This window comes from Streptomyces sp. NPDC002564 (assembly GCF_042889645.1).
Taxonomy (GTDB): Bacteria; Actinomycetota; Actinomycetes; order Streptomycetales; family Streptomycetaceae; genus Streptomyces.
The window spans coordinates 423,031-444,002 of the sequence record NZ_JBIARE010000005.1 but is presented as its reverse complement, the minus strand read 5'-3'; the positions used below and the strand labels follow the sequence as shown (position 1 = coordinate 444,002).

15 protein-coding genes are annotated in these 20,972 nt (G+C 72.7%); 1 reads left to right on the top strand and 14 read right to left on the bottom strand.

All coding sequences use genetic code 11. The features are described from left to right. Positions 1–33 precede the first annotated feature (33 nt). The 14 genes from ACFYXE_RS20970 to ACFYXE_RS20905 form a co-directional block, all read right to left on the bottom strand. Entirely contained in the window at positions 34–990 is a 957-nt protein-coding gene (locus ACFYXE_RS20970) for a DUF5829 family protein (protein ID WP_389314418.1), read from the bottom strand. Positions 991–1,256: 266 nt separating this feature from the next. Next, positions 1,257–2,915, bottom strand: a complete 1,659-nt coding sequence (locus ACFYXE_RS20965; protein ID WP_389314416.1) for an FAD-dependent oxidoreductase — start codon at positions 2,913–2,915, stop codon at positions 1,257–1,259. An 80-nt stretch (positions 2,916–2,995) separates the two neighbouring features. Continuing rightward, the gene (locus ACFYXE_RS20960; RefSeq protein ID WP_389314414.1) at positions 2,996–3,910 is read right to left on the bottom strand and encodes a diiron oxygenase; all 915 of its coding nucleotides are present in this window, start codon (positions 3,908–3,910) and stop codon (positions 2,996–2,998) included. A 164-nt stretch (positions 3,911–4,074) separates the two neighbouring features. Next, positions 4,075–5,283, bottom strand: coding sequence for an MFS transporter (locus ACFYXE_RS20955; RefSeq protein ID WP_389314412.1), 1,209 nt, complete (start codon positions 5,281–5,283; stop codon positions 4,075–4,077). Continuing rightward, positions 5,276–5,965 carry a GNAT family N-acetyltransferase gene (locus tag ACFYXE_RS20950; RefSeq protein WP_389314410.1) on the bottom strand — a complete coding sequence of 230 codons (690 nt, stop codon included), beginning with the start codon at positions 5,963–5,965 and terminating at the stop codon, positions 5,276–5,278. Before ACFYXE_RS20950 ends, ACFYXE_RS20955 begins: the two co-directional genes overlap by 8 nt. Continuing rightward, positions 5,962–7,146: a type III PLP-dependent enzyme gene (locus ACFYXE_RS20945; protein WP_389314674.1), complete on the bottom strand. Its 1,185-nt coding sequence runs from the start codon at positions 7,144–7,146 to the stop codon at positions 5,962–5,964. The genes ACFYXE_RS20950 and ACFYXE_RS20945 overlap by 4 nt, the downstream gene beginning before the upstream one ends. Before the next feature lie 101 nt (positions 7,147–7,247). After that, positions 7,248–8,567 (bottom strand): DUF6271 family protein, encoded by a 1,320-nt coding sequence (locus tag ACFYXE_RS20940; RefSeq protein ID WP_389314408.1) that lies wholly within the window; start codon positions 8,565–8,567, stop codon positions 7,248–7,250. Then, on the bottom strand, positions 8,549–9,634 hold the full coding sequence (locus ACFYXE_RS20935; RefSeq protein WP_389314406.1) for a phytanoyl-CoA dioxygenase family protein: 1,086 nt from the start codon (positions 9,632–9,634) through the stop codon (positions 8,549–8,551). The genes ACFYXE_RS20940 and ACFYXE_RS20935 overlap by 19 nt, the downstream gene beginning before the upstream one ends. Positions 9,635–10,169: 535 nt before the next feature. Then, entirely contained in the window at positions 10,170–10,991 is an 822-nt protein-coding gene (locus ACFYXE_RS20930; protein ID WP_389314404.1) for an SDR family NAD(P)-dependent oxidoreductase, read from the bottom strand. Positions 10,992–11,123: 132 nt separating this feature from the next. Then, positions 11,124–12,605 carry an esterase gene (locus ACFYXE_RS20925; RefSeq protein WP_389314402.1) on the bottom strand — a complete coding sequence of 494 codons (1,482 nt, stop codon included), beginning with the start codon at positions 12,603–12,605 and terminating at the stop codon, positions 11,124–11,126. Positions 12,606–12,805: 200 nt separating this feature from the next. Beyond that, positions 12,806–14,515, bottom strand: coding sequence for a dipeptide ABC transporter ATP-binding protein (locus ACFYXE_RS20920; RefSeq protein ID WP_389314400.1), 1,710 nt, complete (start codon positions 14,513–14,515; stop codon positions 12,806–12,808). Further along, the gene (locus ACFYXE_RS20915; RefSeq protein ID WP_389314398.1) at positions 14,512–15,504 is read right to left on the bottom strand and encodes an ABC transporter permease; all 993 of its coding nucleotides are present in this window, start codon (positions 15,502–15,504) and stop codon (positions 14,512–14,514) included. Before ACFYXE_RS20915 ends, ACFYXE_RS20920 begins: the two co-directional genes overlap by 4 nt. A 3-nt stretch (positions 15,505–15,507) precedes the next feature. Further along, complete coding sequence (locus ACFYXE_RS20910; protein WP_389314395.1) at positions 15,508–17,286, bottom strand: ABC transporter substrate-binding protein; 1,779 nt, start codon at positions 17,284–17,286, stop codon at positions 15,508–15,510. A gap of 58 nt (positions 17,287–17,344) precedes the next feature. After that, a complete protein-coding gene (locus ACFYXE_RS20905; RefSeq protein ID WP_389314393.1) occupies positions 17,345–18,301 on the bottom strand; it encodes an ABC transporter permease in 957 nt (318 codons plus the stop codon). Positions 18,302–18,839: 538 nt separating this feature from the next. On the opposite strand from ACFYXE_RS20905, the gene ACFYXE_RS20900 reads away from it, so the two are divergent. Further along, complete coding sequence (locus ACFYXE_RS20900) at positions 18,840–20,957, top strand: choice-of-anchor A family protein (RefSeq protein WP_389314391.1); 2,118 nt, start codon at positions 18,840–18,842, stop codon at positions 20,955–20,957. The last annotated feature ends 15 nt before the right edge of the window (positions 20,958–20,972 follow it).

Here is a 20,972-nt window from a genome sequence, read left to right as displayed (position 1 = left end):
CCGCCCCTCCCCGCAGCGCCCTTCCGGGCCGCCCTACTTGCCGGGCCCGTCGAACCTCCACACGGCACCGGCGCCCGCGCCGACCGTCAGGGTCGAGCGGCCGATCCGTTCCGTGTGACGGTGCTTGACGGCCTTGTTGAGCGAGAATCCGATCTCGCGCAGCCCGGCCTCCTCGCGCGTCGACGCCTCCAGCCGGACGGTCGTGCCGCCGCGCCGGGCGACGACGCCGCCGTCGGCGAGGGTCCGCACGTCGAACCCGCCGGCCCGCAGCAGCGGTACCGTGCTGGTGGCGTCGCGCCGGGTCACGCCCAGGCGCAGCGACGTCACGTCACGCATCCGGTGGTCGCGGTACTCGTCGTTCAGGTACCGCTCGCGGCCGACGTCACCGGGGTGGCTCGCGGGCTCGGTCCTACCGCGCGGGTCGGCGAAGTACTCCGGCCGGTACTCCATCGCCCAGGCGCCGAAGGAGTCGTACTGGTCGGCCTCGATGACGAACGAGGCGTCGAACCACGGCACCGGGACCCCGTCGCCGAAGTCACGGGTCTGCAGGAAGTCGGCCGGGGTGATCCCCTGGTCCCGCACCCGCTGGCGCACCGTCGCGAGGTCGCCGGCCTGCTCGACCGAGACCGCCGCGCCGGTGGCGCCGAACAGGCCGTCCTTGCCGGGCAGGTCCCCGACGCCGAACAGCTCGACGTAGGTCTCACGGCCCATCAGGTAGCGGCCGGTCCACGTCTGCCCGTCGGCGCCGGTCGTGGTGCGGACCTGGAAGTTCGCGAAGGTCCGCAGGTAGTCGGAGTGTTCGACGGCGTCGGCGGTCTCCCGGTCGAGGACCCCGTAGGCGTGGTTGAAGAACAGCAGTTGGCGATCGGGCGAGGACCGTCCCTTCTCGTCGGGTGCCGCCGAGGCACTGCCCTCCGTCGCCCAGACGAGGGCGGCGGCGAGCGCGACGACGAGGGCCATGACCATCCGCAACTTCCGGCGCAGCAGCATGCACGCGATCGTAGGGCGGGCCGGCTGGCGGACGCGATCGATCCGGCGCGGTCGGTCGGGGAAAGTTCCGCCCGCGGGGGCGGAGCGGCGTGCGGGGCGCACGGGACGGAGCGGTTCCCGTCCGCCCTCCCGTGCGCCGGTCGCCGGGCGTACGCTGGGCAGCGGCCGAGGGAAGCGGTGTCCCCCGATCAGCATGCGCCTGCGGTCGCGGGAGGCTGTAGGACCGTGCCCGTCCGGCCGGGCGCCCACCGCCCCGCCGTGCCACCTCAGCGCAGCAGGCCCGACCGGCCCGACCGTGCCGTGGCGACGAGTTCGGCCACCGTGGCGAGTTTGACCCGGGGGCGGCCCGCGTCGCGGCCGCGGGACACCTCGGTCCGTTCGATGGCGGCCAGGCCCCGGGCGTCGACGACCTGCCGGTTGCGGCGACGGGCGAGCCGGTGGAAGGCCCGTGCGGCGTGCCGGGGCGCGGGCAGCGCGCCCGCGACCGCGTCGGCCAGGAGCGTGGTGACCGTCTCGGCCGCGCAGGTGCGGTTCGCCCCGATGCCGCCGCTGGGGCCGCGTTTGATCCACCCCACGACGTAGGTGCCCGGCATCCCGTCGACCCGCCCGCCCTCGTGCGGCACGGTGCCCGCGGCCTCGTCGAAGGGCAGCCCGGCGACCGGCACGCCCCGATAGCCGATCGCGCGCAGCAGCAGCCCCGCCGGTATCGTCCGGTCCCCCGCGTGCGTGGCGACGCGCACGGCCTCCACCCGTTCGGTGCCGAGGACTTCGGCGGGTTCGCAGTGGAAGCGCAGCACGATCCTGCGGCCCGGCGCGGGCGCCTGTTCCCCGTCCTGCCGCGTGCGGGGGACGTCCCGCAGGACGGCCGCCTTGTCCGTGTCGCCCGCGGCGTCGACGGCCTGCCCGGTGCGCGGGTCGTGGTCGTCGACGACGAGGTCCACGCCCGGCAGGTGCTTGAGGGCCAGCAGCTCCGACCTGGTGTACGCGGCGTGTTCGGGGCCGCGGCGGGCGAGCAGGACCACTTCGCGCACGGCGCTGTCGCGCAGGGCCCGCAGCGCGTGGTCGGCGATGTCGGTGCGCGCCAGGGTCTCGGGGTCGGCGAGCAGGATCCTGGCGACGTCCAGGGCGACGTTGCCGTTGCCGACGACGACGGCGCGCTCGGCGGACAGGTCGATGCCGTCCGGCGCCGCGTCCGGGTGGGCGTTGTACCAGGCGACGAACGCGGTCGCGGAGATGCTGCCGGCCAACTCCGCGCCGGGGACGGCGAGTCGGCGGTCGGCGGAGGCGCCCACGGCGTAGATCACCGCGTCGTGGTGGGCGGCGATCTCCTCCGGGGTGACGTCGGTGCCCACGGCGAGGCCCAGGTGCATCCGTACTCTCGGGTGCGCGTGGAAGCGGGCGAAGGTGTCGCCGACCTTCTTCGTCGCCGGGTGGTCGGGCGCCACGCCGTACCGCACGAGCCCGCCGGCCACCGGCAGCCGGTCGATGAGGGTGACCTCGGCGTTGGTGTGCAGCAGCAGGTCCTGCGCGGCGTACATGCCGGCGGGCCCGGTGCCGACGACGGCGACCTTGAGCGGCGCGAAGTCGGCCGGCAGGACGCGCGGGAAGGACGGCTCGCCCCAGGCGTGGAAGTTCGGCCCCCGCGGGGCGGGTCCGGCCTCCTCGGCCGCATCGCCCTCGAAGTACGCGGCGTTGATCCGGGCGTACTCCCGCTGCGCGGGCGGCAGGCTGTCCACCGGGAAGATCGCGTCGACCGGGCAGGCGTCGGCGCAGGCGCCGCAGGCGATGCATGTGCGCGGGTCGATGTGCAGCATCTCCGTGCTGCCGAACGCGCGCTCCTGCGGGGTGGGGTGGATGCAGTTGACCGGGCACACGGCGACGCAGGTGGCGTCGTTGCAGCAGGTCTGGGTGATGGCGTAGGTCATGTCGTCGGCTCAGCTCGGCTCGGATCCGTCGCGGCGGGCCGGATCGGATCGGTCGGGTCAAGGAGGGGGGGCGGCTCCGCTCAGATGAGGTGGGCGCGCTTGTAGAAGACCAGGGCCGGCTTGGTGAGCAGGCCGCACGAGGCGAGGAACTCCATGAGGCCCGCACAGCTGGACCGCATCATGGACTTGTGGTGCTCGTTGGCCTTCGCCTCGGCGAGCGCGCGCTCCTCGTCGAGCCCGGCGTTCGCGTACACCTTGCGGTTCACCATGCTGGTGACGATGACGTACGAGGCGATCGCGATGACGAGGGCGTTGATGCCCCGGCGCGTGCGGCCCGCGCCCGCCAGTTGCTTGCGCGTCTGGTCGCGGGCGAACTTCATGTGCCGCGACTCCTCGACGACGTGGATGTTGTTGATGGTGCGCACGAACGGCACCACGCGCTCGTCGCGCATCCAGTCGCGCTGCATGACGTCGAGGACCTCCTCGGCCACCAGGATCGCCGCGTACGCGGCCTCGCCGAAGGCCACCGACTTGAAGACCCTGCCGAGTTCGGTCGCGAACCGGCGCGGCTTGTAGGCGGGCGCGCCGAGCTTCTCGGCGCCGCGGGCGAACATGATGGAGTGCCGGCACTCCTCGGCGATCTCGGTGAGCGCCCACTGGACCTCGGTGCTGGTCGGGTCCTTGGCGTAGACGTCGCGCAGCACCATCTGCTGCAGGATCATCTCGAACCAGATGCCCGTGCTGGCGACCGACGCGGCCTCCTGCCGGGTCAGCTCCTTGCGCTGCGCTTCGGTCATCTCCTGCCAGTAGGCGGTGCCGTAGAGCGTGCTCCACTCCGGGCTCGCGCCGTGGCAGTCCTTGTCGAGCGGCGTCTCCCAGTCGACCTCGGTGGCGGGGTCGTAGGCGAGCACGGCGGCCGAGTCCAGCAGGCGCCGGGCCACGTCGCCCTCCGGTGAACTGCCCTGTGTGCTCGGTCCAACAGTGCTGCTTGCCATGGTGCGGCTCCTTGGCTCCGGACGTCCTGGCAGCGGGCGCGGCACCTCGTCGCACGGCAGGCCGCGACCCCCTTGTTAGACGGAATGTATAACAAGGGGGTCGGGTGCGCCTACCCTCCGGTAAGGACGGATCGGAACGGCGCAGGCAGGGCGCGGCGGACCGGTCAGCCGCTCGTCGCGGGCCACCGGATCCGGGTGCTGCAGGCGGAGACGACCAGGGCCGAGGCGGCGACGGCGGCCAGGCCCCACACGAGACTGCTCGCGTGCGCGATGAAGCCGATGAGCGGCGGTCCGGCCAGCAGACCCGTCGTGCCCATCGCCGCCACCAGCGTCAGGGCGTCCGAGCCCTGTCCGGCCGCGGCCACGTAGACGCACGGCGTGACGGCCGCGATGCCGAGCCCGACGCAGGCGAACCCGAGCAGCGCGGGGACGAGTCCACCGCTGATCAGGGCCAGGGCGAGGCCCGCACCCGCGAGCACGCTGCCGGTCAGGACGACGCGGCCGTCGCCCCACCGGCTGCGCCACCCGTCGGCGAACAGCCGGGCGATGACCATCATTCCGGAGACGACCGCGATGCCCAGCGGGGCGACTTCGGCCGAGGCCTCGGCCACGTCCTCCAGATAGAGGGCGGACCAGTCGTTCATGGCGCCCTCGGTGACCGTGCCGAACGCCATGGCGACACACATCCACAGCGTCACGCGGGACGGCAGGGTCCACTTGCCCGCCCGCTTCTTCCCGGCCGCGGGCTGCGCCTCCTCGACCGCCGGCCGCTCCTCCCCGGTCGTCGCCGTCGCCGCCTCGTCCGCGCCCGCGGCCCGCTCCGGCAGGAGCCCGGTCCGCGCGTACGCGGTGAGCAGGAGCAGGAGTACCGCGGCGACCGCGAAGTGCACGGCGACCGAGGAGGTGGCGGCCCGCAGACCGGAGGCGAGCAGCGCGGCGAGCAGTGAGCCGCCGCTGAACGTGGCGTGCAGCCGGGCCATGGCGTTGCGCTCGTAACGCTTCTCCAGCTCGGCGCCCTGCGCGTTCATGGCGACGTTGAGACAGCCGACGAGCACACCGTCGACGCACAGGACGAGCAGCGCGACGGGATAGCTGGGTGCCGCGGCGAGCGCCGGGAGCACCAGGGCGAGGCAGAGCGCCGACAGCAGCGCAAGCCGCTGCGAGCCGAGCCGCCGCATCAGGGCGGCCACCAGCGGGAACGACACGGCCGCGCCGATACCGGCGGCCATCAGGAGGAAACCGACCTCCGCCGCGCTGAGGTCGAGGTCCGACTTGATGGCGGGGATGCGCGCCGCCCACGTGGCGTACTGGAATCCCAGCGCGCAGAACAGCGCCGCGATCGCCAGCTGGCCGCGATGGAAGGGGTCACGCAACCGGAGCCCCCGCTTCGGCGCATCGGGGTGCCCGGTCCCGGCCGCTGTCGCCGCCTCGGCCGTCCGGGACTCGTGGTGCGGTGCTGTCTCGTGCCGCGTCTCTGGCTCTTGCCGCATCTCTCGCCGTATCTTTCGCTGGTTCTGGGTCGGGGACGGACCCGTCGCGGAGCACCGGCGGACCGGCGTGCACCGCCCGGGACATGTAGACGGCCGTCGGGCCGTAGCCGGCCGGCGGCGGGCCCCCGAGCCGGGCGACGAACCCGCGGCCCGACCAGAACGTCTCGCTGCCGCCGACGGCGACCAGTGAGATCTGCTCGTACCCCTGCGAACGGGCCGTCGTGACGAGGCGGTTCAGGAGGTGGCGGGCCAGCCCCCGGTGCCTCAGGTGCTCCGCGACGACGATGTCGTGCAGGTGCAGGTTGCGGGAGGAGCGGACCGCGGCCCGCTCGGTCCCGTTCAGCTCCGGGTACGCGGACTCCGGGTACGGCAGGGCGAGCAGGTAGCCCGCGAGCCGCCCGCCGAGGTCCAGCGCGAAGCACGTCCCGGGCGAGGCCCGCATCCGCGACTCCAGCGCGTCCCGCCCCTCCGACAGGCCGAGCGGCGTGTAGGCGCGGGACTCCAGCGCCACGATGCCGTCCCAGTCGCCGTCGGCGATGCGGCGGACGCGTATCTCCTCGCTCATGCGTCCTCGCCGTCGATCCAGGTGTACGGCAGCGGGCTGAAGCCGTTGAAGCCCTGCGTCATGTAACTGGTCGCGTACGCCCCGCTGGACAGCACCCAGACCGGGTCGCCCGAGGCGAGCGCCTTGGGCACCTGGACGAGGCCGTCCTCGTGGGAGTAGGCGTCGTCGCTGTCGCAGGTGGGGCCCGCCACCACGGCGGGCACCGACGCGGCGCCCAGGTGCGAGGGGAAGACCATGCGGTACTGCAGCTGGTCCATCTCGTAGAGGCCGTTGAACTTGCCGCAGCTCAGGTACAGCCAGTACTGGCGCTCGCCGTCGGGTGTACGGCGGGCGGAGAGCCGCGAGACGTGCGCGCGGATCGCCCCGTGGTCGGCGGTGAGGTGGCGGCCCGGCTCGATGACGAAGCCGAGCCGGTGGCCGGGGAGCGCGCCGAGGCGTGCCATGCCCTCGCGGATGACGGTGAAGATCTTGTCCATCGGCGGGTGGAGCGCCCGGCCGTGCTTGTCGCGGTATCCGCGTGCGGGCAGCCCGCCGCCGAGGTTGACGTGGTCGAGGGCGATCCCGCGTCCGGCGAGGTCCCCCAGGACGCCGGCGATGCGGTCGAAGGCGCCCTGCCAGGCACCGGCCGTCATCTGCTGGGAGCCGACGTGGACGGACAGGCCGGCCGGGGTCAGTCCCAGCTCGCGTGCCGTCTCCAGGATGGCGACGGCGTCCTCGGGCGAGCACCCGTACTTGTTGCTGAGTCCCCACAGCGCGCCCTCGCCGGTGGTGGCGAGGCGGCAGAAGACCCGGCTGCCCGGGGCATGCGCGGCGACCGCGCGGACGTCCTCCAGGGAGTCGGTCGCGAAGTCCCGGATGCCCAGCCGGAACGCGTCGGCGATGTTCCGGTCGGACTTGACGGTGTTGCCGTAGTGCATCCGGTCGATCGGCACCCCGGCGGCGAGCGCCTGCTCCACCTCCCTGGGGCTGGCCGCGTCGACCCCGCAGCCGCGGCGCGCCAGGCGGGCGAGGACCTCGTCCACCGGGCAGGCCTTCATGGCGAAGCGGACGGCGACCCCGGGCAGTTCGCGGCGCAGGGCGTCGTAGTGCCGCTCGATGCCGGGGAGGTCGAAGATGATCCGGTCCTCGGTGGCGGCGGCGAGGGCGTCCAGGAGCGCGGCGCTGTCGACGCCCGCGGCCACGCCCACGCCCACGCCCACGCCGTGCGACCCGCCCGTGTCCTGCGTCGGGTGTGTCCCACGGGACTCGTGCGCCTCGGACGTCCCGTGCGTGATCGTCGCGTTCACGCGGGATGTCCCGGCGTCGGGAGCGGGCCGGTGGCCCGGCTCGCGCGTACCAGGGGCTGCCAGGCCTCGATCAGCAGGGCGAAGTCCTCGATGTCACGGCGTGCCTCGTCCAGGAGGCGTTCGCGGTGTGCGGCCAGATGGTCGGCGAAATCGGTGTACCGGCCGCCGAGCGTGCGGTAGGCGGCGTCGATGCGGTCGAGCCGCCACACGTTCTCGGCCGGGTCCAGGTGGGTGCTCTCCCGGGCGAACTCCGCGATGGCGGACGCGCGGACGTGCCCCCGGTCGTCGAGCAGGGCCTCGCCTGCGGCGCCCATCCGGTCGTAGATGTGGTTGAAGTAGAGCATCGACAGGAAGAACTTGGCGAAGCGCGTCTGGTACGCGAGGAAACCGGCGTCGGTCCTGCGTTCCGCGGTGTAGTAGTTGACGATGTGGCGGTTGTGCAGCACGCCGGGGAGTGCGGCGTCGTACACCAGGTGGATGAGGAAGTAGTCGCTGCCGATGGTGTCGGTGGCGGGCGGCAGCGGGACGCGCTCGTGCACGTCGTGGAAGCTGATGTTGCACATGTCGACGCGCATCGGGTCGACCAGCGACAGCGTCGCGCGGTCGGTCACGAAGGTGTCGGATCCCGCTCCGCGGAAGGAGTCGTCGACCAGGGCCCGCTTCTCCGCGTCGGACCAGTGGGTGGGCGCCCAGAGGCTGACGACGTCGTGGTAGACGTCCGGGTCGAGGCGGCGGATCTCGTCGATGTCGACGGAGAGCTCACCGACGAACGAACTGCCCACCATCGCGACCGGCTTGTGCGCGTGGGACGGGTCGAGCGTGGTCTCGGTGACGTCGTGGGCCGCGTCGCCCGCCGTCCTGCCGAGCGAGGTGAGCTCGTGATGCACGGGGAAGACGGGCTCGCCGTCGACGCTCTGGTAGCGGCTGTCGGAGTCCCTGCGGTGCACGGAATCGCAGCCCAGCGCGGCGGCGACGAGGAACGCCCGGTTGGTGCAGGCGCCGTAGGAGACGCCGTCCGGGAGCATCAGTTCCAGCATCAGTTCGGGCTTGGCGACACCGGCGGTGCCGATCACCCGGCTCAGGAAGGCGCGCTGGCCGGCCTCGTCCATGTGGTGCACGACGACGCCGGGCACGTCCGGCAGCTCGCGCACGGCACGGGCGTGGTCGGCGAAGGCGGCGGGCTCGGCGGAGTCCAGGATCAGCAGGTGCGCCTCGACGTCGAAGTGCGTCGCCGCGTAGGCGGCTTCCGCGCCGATCGCGGCGATGGTCTCCGGGCAGGCGCGGTTGGTCGGCAGCGTCAGGCAGATTCGGCGCATGCGGCGCCCCCGATCGGCTCGTCGAGACCCTGCCGGGCAGCGGACTCGTCCTGGCCGTGCCACGACTTGAGGCCGAGCAGCTTGGCGCCCAGGTCGTTGAGGGCCGCGGTGCCGTAGCGCAGGGACTCGTGCTTGTCCGCGTCGCCCAGGAGCGTGCCGTTCCACTCCGGCGTGGAGAGGTTCTCCCAGGAGGCGACGCGGGAGCGGCGCAGCGCGTCGTGGGTCTCCAGGGCGGGCATCATCGACAGGTACTGGACCGCGCGGACGCCGTCGGCCGAGGTGTTGGGCGCGACGCCGTGCGCCAGCAGACCGTTCCATATCAGCAGGTCACCGGCTTCGAGCTCCGGGCGCACCACCGGCATGTCGTCCCGGTCGACGGCCGGGCGGATCGGGTCGCGGTCGTCGGGCTGCAGTGCCTTCCACCGGTCGAAGCGGCGGAAGAGCTCGGGGCAGCACTGGAAGCCGCCGTGGTCGTGCCGGGTGTCGTCCAGGGCGATGATGCCCTGCACGCGCTGGGGCAGTACGCCGAGGGTGGTGTCGACGTCCCAGTGCAGGTTGATGTCGAAGCCGCGCTCGGTGGGGGCGATCAGGGAGCGGGAGCGGTTCTTGACGTTGGGCGGGTTGAGGTTGAGCCGGTCCAGGGTGACCCAGAGCTCCTCGCAGTCCCACACGTCGACGAAGGCGTCGTAGACCCGCTGGGTCTGGCGGCTGTCCCAGATCAACTGGTGGTGGTACGCCTCGACGAAGCCGTAGACGTGCAGCTCACGGTCCAGGTCGGAGCGGAACTCGCGCTCCTCGTACCAGGACTCGGGACGGCCCCGGTCCAGGCCCTGGAACTCCCAGGCGAAGTCGAGCAGGTCCTTGGCGGCCGCGGCGGGGATGGCCTGCTTGACCACGACGTAGCCGTACGTCTGCCAGTGCGCGAAGTCCTCCTCGCTGAGGACGCGCAGGGGGCGGGTCTTGTCGAGGTCGCGCAGCTGGGTCTGCGCGAGGTACGTGTCGGCGTCCGAGCTGAAGTACGGGACGTCGGAGGCGGCGCGATGGAGGTAGCGGTCACTCGCTGACATGTGGTGCTCCAAGGTTCGGTTCTTCTCGCCCGGCGGCTGGTCTCCACGCCGGGTCGCACGGGCCGTCGGACCCGCCGGGGCAGCGCGTTGCCACCCGCCCCCTGTCGAACTTGCGTCCCACCAAAATGGACTAGACCAACTACCCCTGTCAACAATTGAATTGGGCGCCTTGAGTGCCAAAAGGGCGATATTTACCCCGGGTTCATTCGGCCGTCACATGATGTCCCGGCCAAGAATTCGGCCCACAACTCCGGCCTACCGACCGGTAGTTGGCGTTCCGGGAGGGCGGCAGCGGGCGCCCGGGAGGGCATGGCCGCACGGGAAGCCCAGTTCCGGGGCGCGGCGGGGCCGGGGCACGGCGGCAGGGGCCCGTCGCGGGGCCCGGGGGCGGCTTCCGGGGGCGGGCGGGGCGGCTCCCCGGGACTGGTGCAGACCTCTGGATGTCGCCGCCGCCCGCGCGGGACGTGGTAGGGCTCGGACGCGGCGAGCGTGCGTGCCAGGCGTCGCCGAGCAGACGGGACTTTCGAAACACGCCCTAGCGGGCGCCCTCGTCACGCGGCGTGATGGCGTGCGCGAAGGCGACCGTGCCGGGATCGACGGCCGTGACGCCCCCGTCGACGGTCAGCGTCGCGCCGTTCACGAAGGACGCGGCGGGCGAGAGCAGCCAGGTGATCGCCTCGGCGACCTCCTCGGGCCGGCCCGGGCGGCCCGTCGGGACCAGCCGGGTCGCCTCCTCGTACGCCGCGTCGGCGCCGCCGTCGCCGAGGGACGCCTCCTGCGCGAACCGGGACATCCGCCGGTCCGCCATCTCCGAGCGCACCCAGCTCGGGCAGACGGTGTTGGCGCGCAGCCCGGCCCTGCCGTAGTCGACGGCGACGGAGCGGACCAGTTGGAGGAGCGCCGCCTTGGAGGTGGCGTACGCGGCGTTGGCCGCGCCGTTGCGCAGGGCGGCGACCGAGGCGACGGCGACGACCGCGCCGCGGGTCTCCAGGAGGTGCGGCAGCGCGGCGCGCAGCAGCAGGAAGGGTCCGTTGAGGTTGGTGCGCAGGACCAGGTCCCAGTCCTCGTCGGACAGGTCGCCGACGGCTCCGCTGCGGCCCACCCCGGCGTTGAGGACGAGGCCGTCGACGCGGCCGTACTCCGCCACGGTGGCGGCGACGAGCCCGGCGACCTCCTCGGGGTCGCCCGCGTCGGCGGGGTGGGCGAACGCCCCGGTCTCCCGGGCGAGGTCGTCCAGGGGGCCGGGGCGGCGGCCCGAGATCACCACGTGGTGTCCGGCGGCGCGCAACTGCCGTGCGGTGGCGGCCCCGATGCCGGTGCCACCACCCGTGACGATGACGACTCGGTTCTCTGTCATGCCTGTTCAGCCTCCGGACGCGGTCGGTGAGGAGATGCGGCGATGATACGGAGCCGCCCGCTCCCGACCGCGCCCGGACGTACCGGAGGACCTACCGGATCTGCGGGGAAATCCACCGGTCGAGCGTCACGGTCACTCGTCGATCGCCGCGCCGAACGCCGCGCCCGTGCCGGGCGCGCCCAGCGAGCCCGCCCCGTACGTCCACGACCCGGTGCCGGTGACGCCGCCCGCACCGGCGGACAGCACCCACACCACGCCGTCCCCGGTGTTCTCGCCCGGCGCGGACGCCAGGAGCCCGAAGCGGCCGTCGCGGTTCGGGTCCGTGAGCCGCACCTGCGCGCCCCACTTGTCGCCCTTCTCGGCCGTGCCGGGGATGTTCGCGGAGTTCTGGTCGAACGACACGGCGCCGGTCGGCGTCACCCCGTGCGTGCTCCCGCGCAGCACCCAGACGGCACCCGCGTCGGCGACCGTGCCGATGTCCTCGCCCGGCGCGCCGATCGCGACGTCCGCGTAGCCGTCGCCGTCGGTGTCCGCGACGGACAGGTCCGCGCCCCAGCCGTCACCGCGCTCGGCGACGCCCGGCACCCCCGCGGAGTCCTGCGTCCACCACTTGGCCTCGTCCTTCAGGCCGTTCTCGTCGCCGTAGCGCACGCCGACCAGGCCGCCGGTCAGCGTCTCGCCGCCGTCGTCCGGGGAGGCCGGCTCGCCGGTCACCAGGTCGTCGTAGCCGTCGTTGTTGATGTCGCCGGAGGCGCTGGCCGGACCGCCGCGCAGCTCGTTCTTGTAGGCGAGGCCGTCGGCGCCGCCCGCGAACTGCACCGACCAGCCGTGCCCCGGCTCCTCGTCGCCCACGGTCACCCCGGAGACCACGAGGTCCGCGAAGCCGTTGTCGTCGTAGTCGCCGGTGGTGAGCGACTTGGGCTGGATGGGCCGGTCCTGGGCCGCCTTCGCCAGGCGCTCGGTGGCCCGGCTGCGCAGCGGCGCCGCCTCGCCGCGGGCCTGCGCCGCCTCGTAGCCGAAGAGCTCCAGGTCGTAGCGGTCGATGACGGCGAGCAGGTCGCCGGGTGTCTCGCCGGTGAAGTGCGCGGCGGCGAGGCCCGTGCCGAACTGCTCGCCCTTGGTGGGCTCCTGGGTCTGCAGCCAGTCGCTCGCCGCGCCCTTGAGGCCGTTCTTGGAGCCCCACAGGATCGCCACGCCACCGGCGTCGGTGATGTCGCCGAGATCCTCGCCGGGAATGCCGATGATCGCGTCGTCGTAGCCGTCGCCGTCGAGGTCGCCGGTGGCGACGGCCTTGCCGAAGGAGTCGCCCGCCTCGGCGGCGCCGGACACCCCCGCGGTCGACTGGCTGAAGCGGGCGGCGCCGCTGGTGCCGATCCCCCTGGTCGAGCCGTACTGGACCGTGACGAGCCCGGCGCCCTTCTTGCCGCTCACCGTCGCGCCCGGGGCGCCGACCAGCACGTCCTCGTATCCGTCGCCGTTGAAGTCACTGTTGCGGTCGTCGGCGTGGGTACCCCCAGGCGTGCCGGCGACGGCGGAGGGGGCGGCGGCGATACCGGCCCCGGTCAGCAGAAGGAACGATGCCGCGGCGAGGGCGGCCGAACGGTTCTTGCGCACGAGCGGCTCCTGTGAAGGAAAAGTGGCCGGGCAGGCGCGGGGGGGTCCGGAAAGGGCCCGTTCCTTGTCCGGCGCCCTGTTCGACACGGGATGGCGCGCAAGGGTTGTACGGCGTACCCGATCTTCTTTCCGTGCCCTCTGCTCAACTCCCCTGCCAGGGCGCACACTTCGGACCGGGTCACCAGAAGGCCGACGTCCGTCTACCACCGCGCCGCCAGCAACTCCTTGGTGTACGGGTCTTGCGGACGCTCGAAGATCTCCTCCCGCGAGCCGGTCTCCACGATCTCGCCCCGGTGCATCACCGCGATCCGGTCGCAGAGGTGGCGCACGACGGCGAGGTCGTGCGAGACGAACAGGAGGGAGAGGCCGAGCTCGTCCCGCAGGTCCATCAGCAGGTTCAGGACCTGGGCCTGCACCGAGACGTCCAGCGCGGAGACCGGTTCGTCGGCGATGATCAGGCGCGGCCGCGGCGCCAGGGCGCGGGCGATGCCGATGCGCTGGCGCTGGCCGCCGGAGAACTCGTGCGGATGGCACGGGAGATGGGCGGGGCTCAGGCCCACCTGCTCCAGGAGCTCGGCGGCGCGCTCCCGCCGCTCTGCGCGGCTCATGGTGGTGTGCACCCGCAGCGGCGTGGTGACGATCTCCTCGACCGTGCGCCGCGGGTTGAGCGAGGCGTAGGGGTCCTGGAAGACCAGTTGGACGTCGCGGCCGAGCGTGCGGCGCAGGGCGGCGTCCTCGGCGGCGCGGGCGATGTCCCGGCCGCCGAAGCGGACCGCCCCCGCGGTGGGCCGCTGCAGTCCGGCCAGCACGCGGGCGGTCGTGGACTTCCCGGAACCGGACTCGCCGACGAGGCCGAGCGTCCCGCCCTCGGCGACGCGCAGGCTCACCCCGCGCACGGCGGGTTTCCCGGGCCGCCGCCGCCCGAGCAGGTCCCGTCCGCCGCCGAACTCCACGCGCAGGTCCTCGACCTCGGCGAGGACGGTACCCGTACCGGGGGAGGCCGCGCCCGCGGCGGCGCGGTCGCCGTGACCGGGCGCCGCGCTCCCCCACACCCGCGCGGTCGTCCGCGCCCCGGGTTCCGGGCGGTCGACCGTGGGCAGCCGGGTGCCGGGCACCGTCTCCAGGGAGGGCGCCGCGCCGATCAGCGCCCGTGTGTAGGGGTGCGTGGCCGCGCCGATGAGACGGTCCGTGGGGCCCGACTCGACCACCCGGCCGTCCCGCATGACGAGCATGCGGTCGGTGGCGGCGGCGACCATGTCGACGTCGTGGGTCACCAGGACGACGGCCGTGCCGTACTCGCGCCGCAACTCCCCCAGCAGGTCGAGGACCTGGCGCTGGACGCGGGCGTCGAGCGCCGTGGTCGGCTCGTCGGCGACGAGCACGTCGGGATGGTTGATCAGCGCCATCGCGATCATCACGCGCTGGCGCATGCCGCCGGAGAACTGGTGCGGGTAGTCGCGGGCGCGGGCGGCCGCGATCCCCACGCGCTCCAGCATCTCCAGCGCCCTGCCGCGCGCCCGCGCCCGGCCCGCCCCCCGGTGGTGCAGCCGGTACGCCTCGGCGAGCTGGGCACCCACCCCGTGAAAGGGCGAGAGCGAGGCGAGGGCGTCCTGGAACACCATGGCGATGCGCGCGCCGCGCAGCGCCTTGAGCTCGGCCTCGCCGGCGCCCACGACCTGCGTGCCGCCGACCTCGACGCTGCCGCGCACGGTCGTGCGGGCGGGGTCGTGCAGTCCCAGCGCGGCGAGCCCGACGGTGGACTTCCCCGACCCCGACTCGCCGACCAGGCCCAGGACTTCGCCGCGCGCCAGGTCGAAGGAGACTCCCTGCGCGGCGGTGACGCTGCCGCGTGGCCCGTCGAAGGAGACCGTCAGGTCCCGTACGTCGAGCACCACGTCCCGGTCGCTCATGCCGCCCTCACCCTCGGATCGAGCCAGGCCACGACCAGGTCGGCGACGGCCACGAACACCACCACGAAGAACGCGGCGATCAGTACGGTGCCGACGACGGTCGGCAGGTCGTTCTGGGTCACGGCGTCGACGGCGAGCTTGCCGACGCCGCTGAGCCCGAAGACGGTCTCGGTGATGAAGGCGCCGCCGAGCAGCGCCCCCACCTCCAGCCCGAGGAGCTGCACGACCGGTGCGGCGGCCCCGCGCGCGGTGTACTTCAGATGGGTGCGCAGCACGCCGAGCCCCTTGCCGCGCGCGGTGCGCACATAGCCCTCGTGCATCACCTCCAGGAGCTGGGCGCGGGACAGCCGGGCGAAGACGGCCGCGTTGACGAAGCCGAGCACCAGGCAGGGCAGCAGCAGTCCCGAGAGCCATGCCGCGGGGTCCTCGCCGGGCGGTGTGTAGCCGGGCAGCGGCAGCCATCCGGTGGAGTACACGAGCAGGTACTGCAGCGCGTAGCCGAGGAAGTAGATCTGCACGCTGGCACCGATCAGGGTGAAGCCGGACAGCAGCCGGTCGCCCGTGGAGCCGCGGCGCAGCGCGGAGACGAAGCCCGCGCCGATGCCCGCGACGAGGATGACGACGAACGCGCCCCCGGCCAGCGAGAGGGTGACCGGGAAGCGGCCGGTGATCGCCGAGAGCACCGGCTCGTGCAGGGCGTAGGAGTAGCCGAGGCAGGGCGCGGGGCAGGCGAGGGCGCTGCCGTCGACGTCGCTGATGGTGCGGCCCGCGAGGAGGCCGCGCAGGTATTCGGCGTACTGGGTGAGGATCGGCTGGTCCAGGCCCATGCTGCGGCGCACGGCGGCGACCTGGCCGGCGTCGCACTTGGGGCCGCAGGCGATGGCCGCCGGGTCGGACGGTGCCGCGTAGAAGAGGGCGAAGGCGGTGGCGGAGACGGCGAGCAGCACCACGGCCGCCTGCAGGCCCCTGCGGGTCAGGTGGGTGAGCATGGGTCAGGACTTCTTCAGGTACAGCCAGGCGGGGCTGATGGTGCCGTAGATGGGGTGGATGAAGGCGCCGCCGACGTTCTCGCCGCGGACCTGCTGGACGCGCTGGTGCAGGAACGGCACGAGCGGCACGTCCTTCATGATCGTGTTCTTCTCCAGGGCGACGAGGGCCTTCGCCTTCTCGGTGGCGTCGCCGAGCTTCGCGATGCGGTCGAGCTCCTTGTCGACGGCCGGGTTGCGGTAGCGCGGGTCGTTGTCGAGGGTGTCGCGGCGGCTGTCGAAGCGGTAGGGCACGCCGGTGGCGGGCGTCGGCCAGTCCACGGAGCTGCCGGACATCCACAGGTCGTAGTCGGGATCGGTGCCGCGCAGCACCTCGTTGGTGTAGGCGGCCAGCGGCATCGGCTTGGTGACGAGGGTGATGCCGGCCTTGCGGAAGGCCTCGACCAGGACCTGTGCGACGCGGTCGTTGGCGGCGTTGGCCTCGTAGGCGTAGGTGAGGCTCTTGACGGGCTTGTCGGCCCGGGCGAGGTGCTCCTTGGCCTTCTCGATGTCGCCGGTCGGGGCGACCGGGTACGCGTCGTACTTCCGGTAGCCGACGATCGCGGGCGAGGAGTAGGTGGTGGCGAGGTCGCCGACGCGCGGGCCGCCGAGCGCCTGGCGGGCCTGTTGGCGCGGGAAGAGGTAGTGGACGGCCTTGCGCACCTCGGGGTCGGGCACGCGGTCGTTCCTGACGACCAGGTGGTAGGTGAACGCGCCGCGCCGGCCGTCGACGACGAGCCGCTTCTTCCGCGGGTCGCGGGTGGCCTCGCCGTACAGCTCGGGCGGCAGTTCGTTCTTGGTGGTGACGGTGTTCGCGCCGTCGCCGCGGCCGTTGAGGATCTCCTGGGCGGTGTTGAGCTCCTTCTTCTCGAAGGCGAACTCGAAGCGGTCGGCGTACTGGTGGCGGATCGGGTCGGTCGACGCCTTCCAGTGCGGGTTGCGCTCCAGGGTCATGCTCCGGTTCTGCCGGTGCTCGACGATGCGGTACGGGCCGGTCGCGAACGGTTTCAGGTCGTACGCCGTGCCGGTGTCCTTGTCGGGGCGCACGGGTGACGAGGAGGACTGGGCGGCCATGAACGGTACGTCCGACTGCGGCTTCGCGAAGTGGAGGACGACGGTCTTGTCGTCCGGCGTCTCGATGCCCGGGAAGTCGCCGTCCTTCTTCGGGCCGCCGTAGACCGAGCGGGCCTGCGCGAGGTCCTGCTTGCCGGTGAGCCACTGCGGCCAGTAGGGCGGGCCGAGTTCGAAGCCGGGGGCGAAGGTCCGCTCGATGCCGTACTTGATGTGCCGCGAGGTGATCGGCCTGCCGTCCTCCCAGGCGATGCCGTCCTTGAGCCGGTACGTCCACGTGCGGCTGCCGTCGGAGGGTTCGCCGGTGTCGGTGGCGAGGTCGCCGACCAGCTTCGCCTTGCCGTCGACCACCTGGTACTGGGTCAGCTGGCGGCCCCAGAGCAGCGAGGTGTTGTAGGCCTCGCCCGCGTAGATCTTCTGCGGGTCCAGGTGGGAGGCGTCCCGGAGGTTGGCGACGTGCACGGTGCCGCCGCGCCGCGCGCCTTCGACGGCGGGCGCCGGGCCCGCGCTGTCCCGGGCGGTGCCGATGCCCGCGGTGAGCTCGGGTTCGCTGCCCACCGAGGTCACGCCGTCGTTCCCGGCGCCCGCGCCCGCGGAGCACGCGCAGAGCATCAACAGGGCGGAGACGGTGGCGGCGACCGGCAGGACCGTGGTGCGCGGGCTGATTCCGGGCATGACGAACTCCCTTGTGGAGACGGTGGGACGAGTGAAGAGGTGGAGGTGTGGCGTGCGGTCAGCGGCGTGTACGGGGGTCCAGCGCGTCCCGTACCGAGTCGCCGAGCAGGTTGAAGGCGACGACGAAGACGAGGATCGTCACGCCGGGGAAGACCATGTAGGTCGGGTCGTCGTAGAAGACCTCGGCGCCGCGGGCGATCATCCGCCCCCAGTCGGGGATGGGCTCGCTGATCCCCACGCCGAGGAAGGAGAGCGCGGCCTCGGCGGTGACGATGCCCGGCAGGGCGATGGTGACGTGCACCAGGACGGGCGCCCACACGTTCGGCAGCAGTTCGCGGAAGACGATGTGCCGGCGGCTCGCGCCCACGGCCCGTGCCGCGTCGACGAACTCCCGTTCGCGCAGGGAGCGCACGGTGGTCCGCAGCATCATCGCGAGCGGCACCCAGCCGAAGGCGGCGAAGACGAGGACGAGCACGGTGAACTGCAGCCAGGCGGGTTCGTTCGCGCCCGGCGCCACGAAGCGGGTCTGGACGATGGGGCCGAGGGCGAGCAGGAGCAGCAGCGTGGGGAAGGCCAGCAGCACGTTGCAGACGAAGGTGAAGACCCGGTCGGCGAGCCCGCTCAGGTAGCCGACGGTGACGCCGAGGACGACGCCGATCACGGCGATGAGGGCGATCGACGCGGTGGCGACGAGGAGCGAGGTGCGGATCCCGTACAGCAGTTGGGTGAACACGTCGCGGCCGAGGCCGGGCTCGATGCCGAACCAGAACGCGCCGGACATGCCGCCGCCCGGCCGTACCGGCAGCCCCTCCGCGCTGAGCAGGCCCGGCTCGTTCTGGCCGTAGTGCTCGGTCGGGTTCCTGCCGTACAGGGCGGCGACCAGGGGCGCGGCGAGCGCGAGCACGGCGAAGAGGAGGACGACGCCGAGGGCGGCGAGGCCGAGCCGGTCCCGGCGAAAGGCCCGCAGGGCGACGGCGGACGGGCCGCCGGCCCGCTGTGTCTGTACGTCGGCCATGCGCTGCCGTGCTCCTGGTGCTCGGGGCCGCCACCGGGTCGCGGGGCGGTCCTTCGGACATCGTCCCGGCCTTTTCGGAAAGGGTGTTCCGTGCCGGGTTGCGGAGAATTACAACACCGCCGCACGGCGCCTTGCCACACCCCCGGAAGGGCTGGAACGCATTCATGTTGGGGGTGTTTCGGGAGTCTTTCCCGGGGCCGGGAATTGTTCATGGTGCGGCAACAGGAGCCGGAATTATCGGTGGTGAACCAGGACATTTCACCGCGGCCGGGCGGGGCTCCGCGTTACCTTGTGAGCTCCCCCACAAACCTTCGGTCAGCAACCGGTATGACCATCCGGCCATGGATTCGAAGCCCGCAGGCACATCTCACCCGATCGGCCCACGTACGGCCCCGACTCATCCTTTGCAGTGCTCTTCGTATGAAGCGCGGATCGGTTCAACGCCACCGGGCGGTAATCGTGCGAGCCTCCTCCCGTCTCTTTGACCCAGTGAGGAGCTGATGTGCACGTGACGTTCCCTTCCCTCATCCAGTCCGGAATGAGGTACCTCTGTCTCCTCGGCGTCGTGGCGGGCAGCGGCCTTTCCGCGGTGCCCGCCGCCGCGCACTCCTCCCCTGGAACGGGCCCCGCCGCGACCGGCCCCCGCACGGCCGCGGCCGCCAAGCCGCTGCCCGGCGGGCTCGGCCCGTGCGTCCCGGGCACCTGCCCGCCCGACGGCTACCCGCCCATCAACAACGGCGGCATCAAGTACCGCGACAACGGCATCAACATCTACGTCGGCAAGGACTTCCTGGTCCGCGAGAAGGCCGCGGAGGCCGAGGGCCGCGTCGTGGTCCTCGGCGACTTCGACCAGGACAAGGCCGACGGCGTCAGCGGCATCTACAACATCGGCGAGGCGGGCGTCGGCTCCCGCGTGACCCCGCCCGAGGGCGCGGACTGGCTCACCACCGGCGGCGACGTCAGGGTCGCCACCGGGGAGCGGCTGCTCGCCGAGAAGGGCGTGGTGCGGCACGCCGGTGACGCGACCGGCACGATCGTGAGCACCCTCAAGAAGGACCCCGACGCGGCCAAGCCCTACATCCCGCTGCGGGACCAGCTGACGTCGGCCAGCCAGTGCTACGCCCACCCCTCGGGCGGCACCCGCCCGCCCACGGGAACGGCCACCCACGCGGGCGGCGAGACCCTCTTCCGGGGCGACAACACCTCCATGCTGCAGGTCTTCAACGTCGACTTCGACCTGATGGGCGGCAGCGGCGGCCAGGAGGGCATCCGTTTCGAGGGCATCCCGGACGGCGCCACGATCCTGGTGAACGTCCTCGGCACCCAGCGCACCATCAACACCTACAGCGGCACCATCGACGACAGCAGCCAGCTCAACAAGCTGCGCAGCCGCCTGCTGTGGAACTTCCCCGACGCCACCTCGGTGGAGTTCAAGGGCACCGGACAGTTCCAGGGCAGCGTCCTGGTCGGCAACCAGACCTCCGTGACCACGGTCAGCGTGCCGGGCATGAACGGCCGCTTCTTCACCACCGGCTCGCTCACCCACACCAGTTCGGCCACGGGCGGCGGCGGCCAGGAGATCCACAACTACCCCTTCGACGGCGACCTGCCCGACTGCGCCTTCGCCCCCACGGTGGGCCAGGTCAAGGTGGTCAAGACCGACGAGGACACCGGCAAGCCGCTGACCGGCGCCACGTTCGAACTGTGGCGCGAGATCAACGGGGTCGACGGCCTGCAGACCGACGGCGACGACCCCGACCGGAGGATGGGCAGCCCCTGCGTCACCCGGGCGCCGGGCGAGTGCACCAAGACGGTGCCGCTCGGCACGTACTACTGGCGCGAGACCAAGGCGCCCGACGGCTACGACCTGCCGGATCCGAACGTCTTCGGGCCGCTGGACCTGGACAAGTCCAACGCCGACACGGGCGCCGAGATCCAGGCGACGAACAAGAAGAAGCCGCACGTCACCAAGGGCGAGGTGACCGTCGTCAAGAAGGACAAGAAGACGGGCAAGCCGCTGGCGGGCGCCGTCTTCCAACTGTGGCGCGAGACCAACGGCGTCGACGGCCTGCAGCGCGGCGGCGCCGACCCCGACACCTCCGTCGGCTCCCCCTGCACCACGAACGGCTCCGGCGACTGCCGCAGGAAGGTCGCGACGGGCACGTACTACTGGGTGGAGACCAAGGCCCCCAACGGGTACGAGCTGCCGGACCCGGCGGTCTTCGGCCCGCTGGAGCTCACCGACGCCACCGCCGCGGACGGCGTCTCCGTCGTGGCGCTGAACAGCAGGCACGACAAGCCGGACGAGCACGGCGCGCTCACCGTCGTCAAGAAGGACAAGAAGACGGGCAAGCCACTGGCGGGCGCCGTCTTCCAGCTGTGGCGCGAGAGCAACGGCAGGCCGGGACTGCAGGCGTCCGGCGCGGGCCGTGACACCCTCGTCGACCCGGGCTGCGCCACGGACGGCCGCGGCCGGTGCGCCTACCGGGGCCTCGACCTCGGCGCGTACTACCTCAGGGAGACGGCCGTGCCCGACGGTTACGTGCTGCCGAAGAACCCGGTCAGCGGCCCGTACCGGGTCACCGCGGGCCACGCAGCCAAGGGCGTCACGGTGACGCTCACCAACCAGCGCGGCGGGGGCAAGAAGGGGAAGTGACCCCTCTCCGCCCCG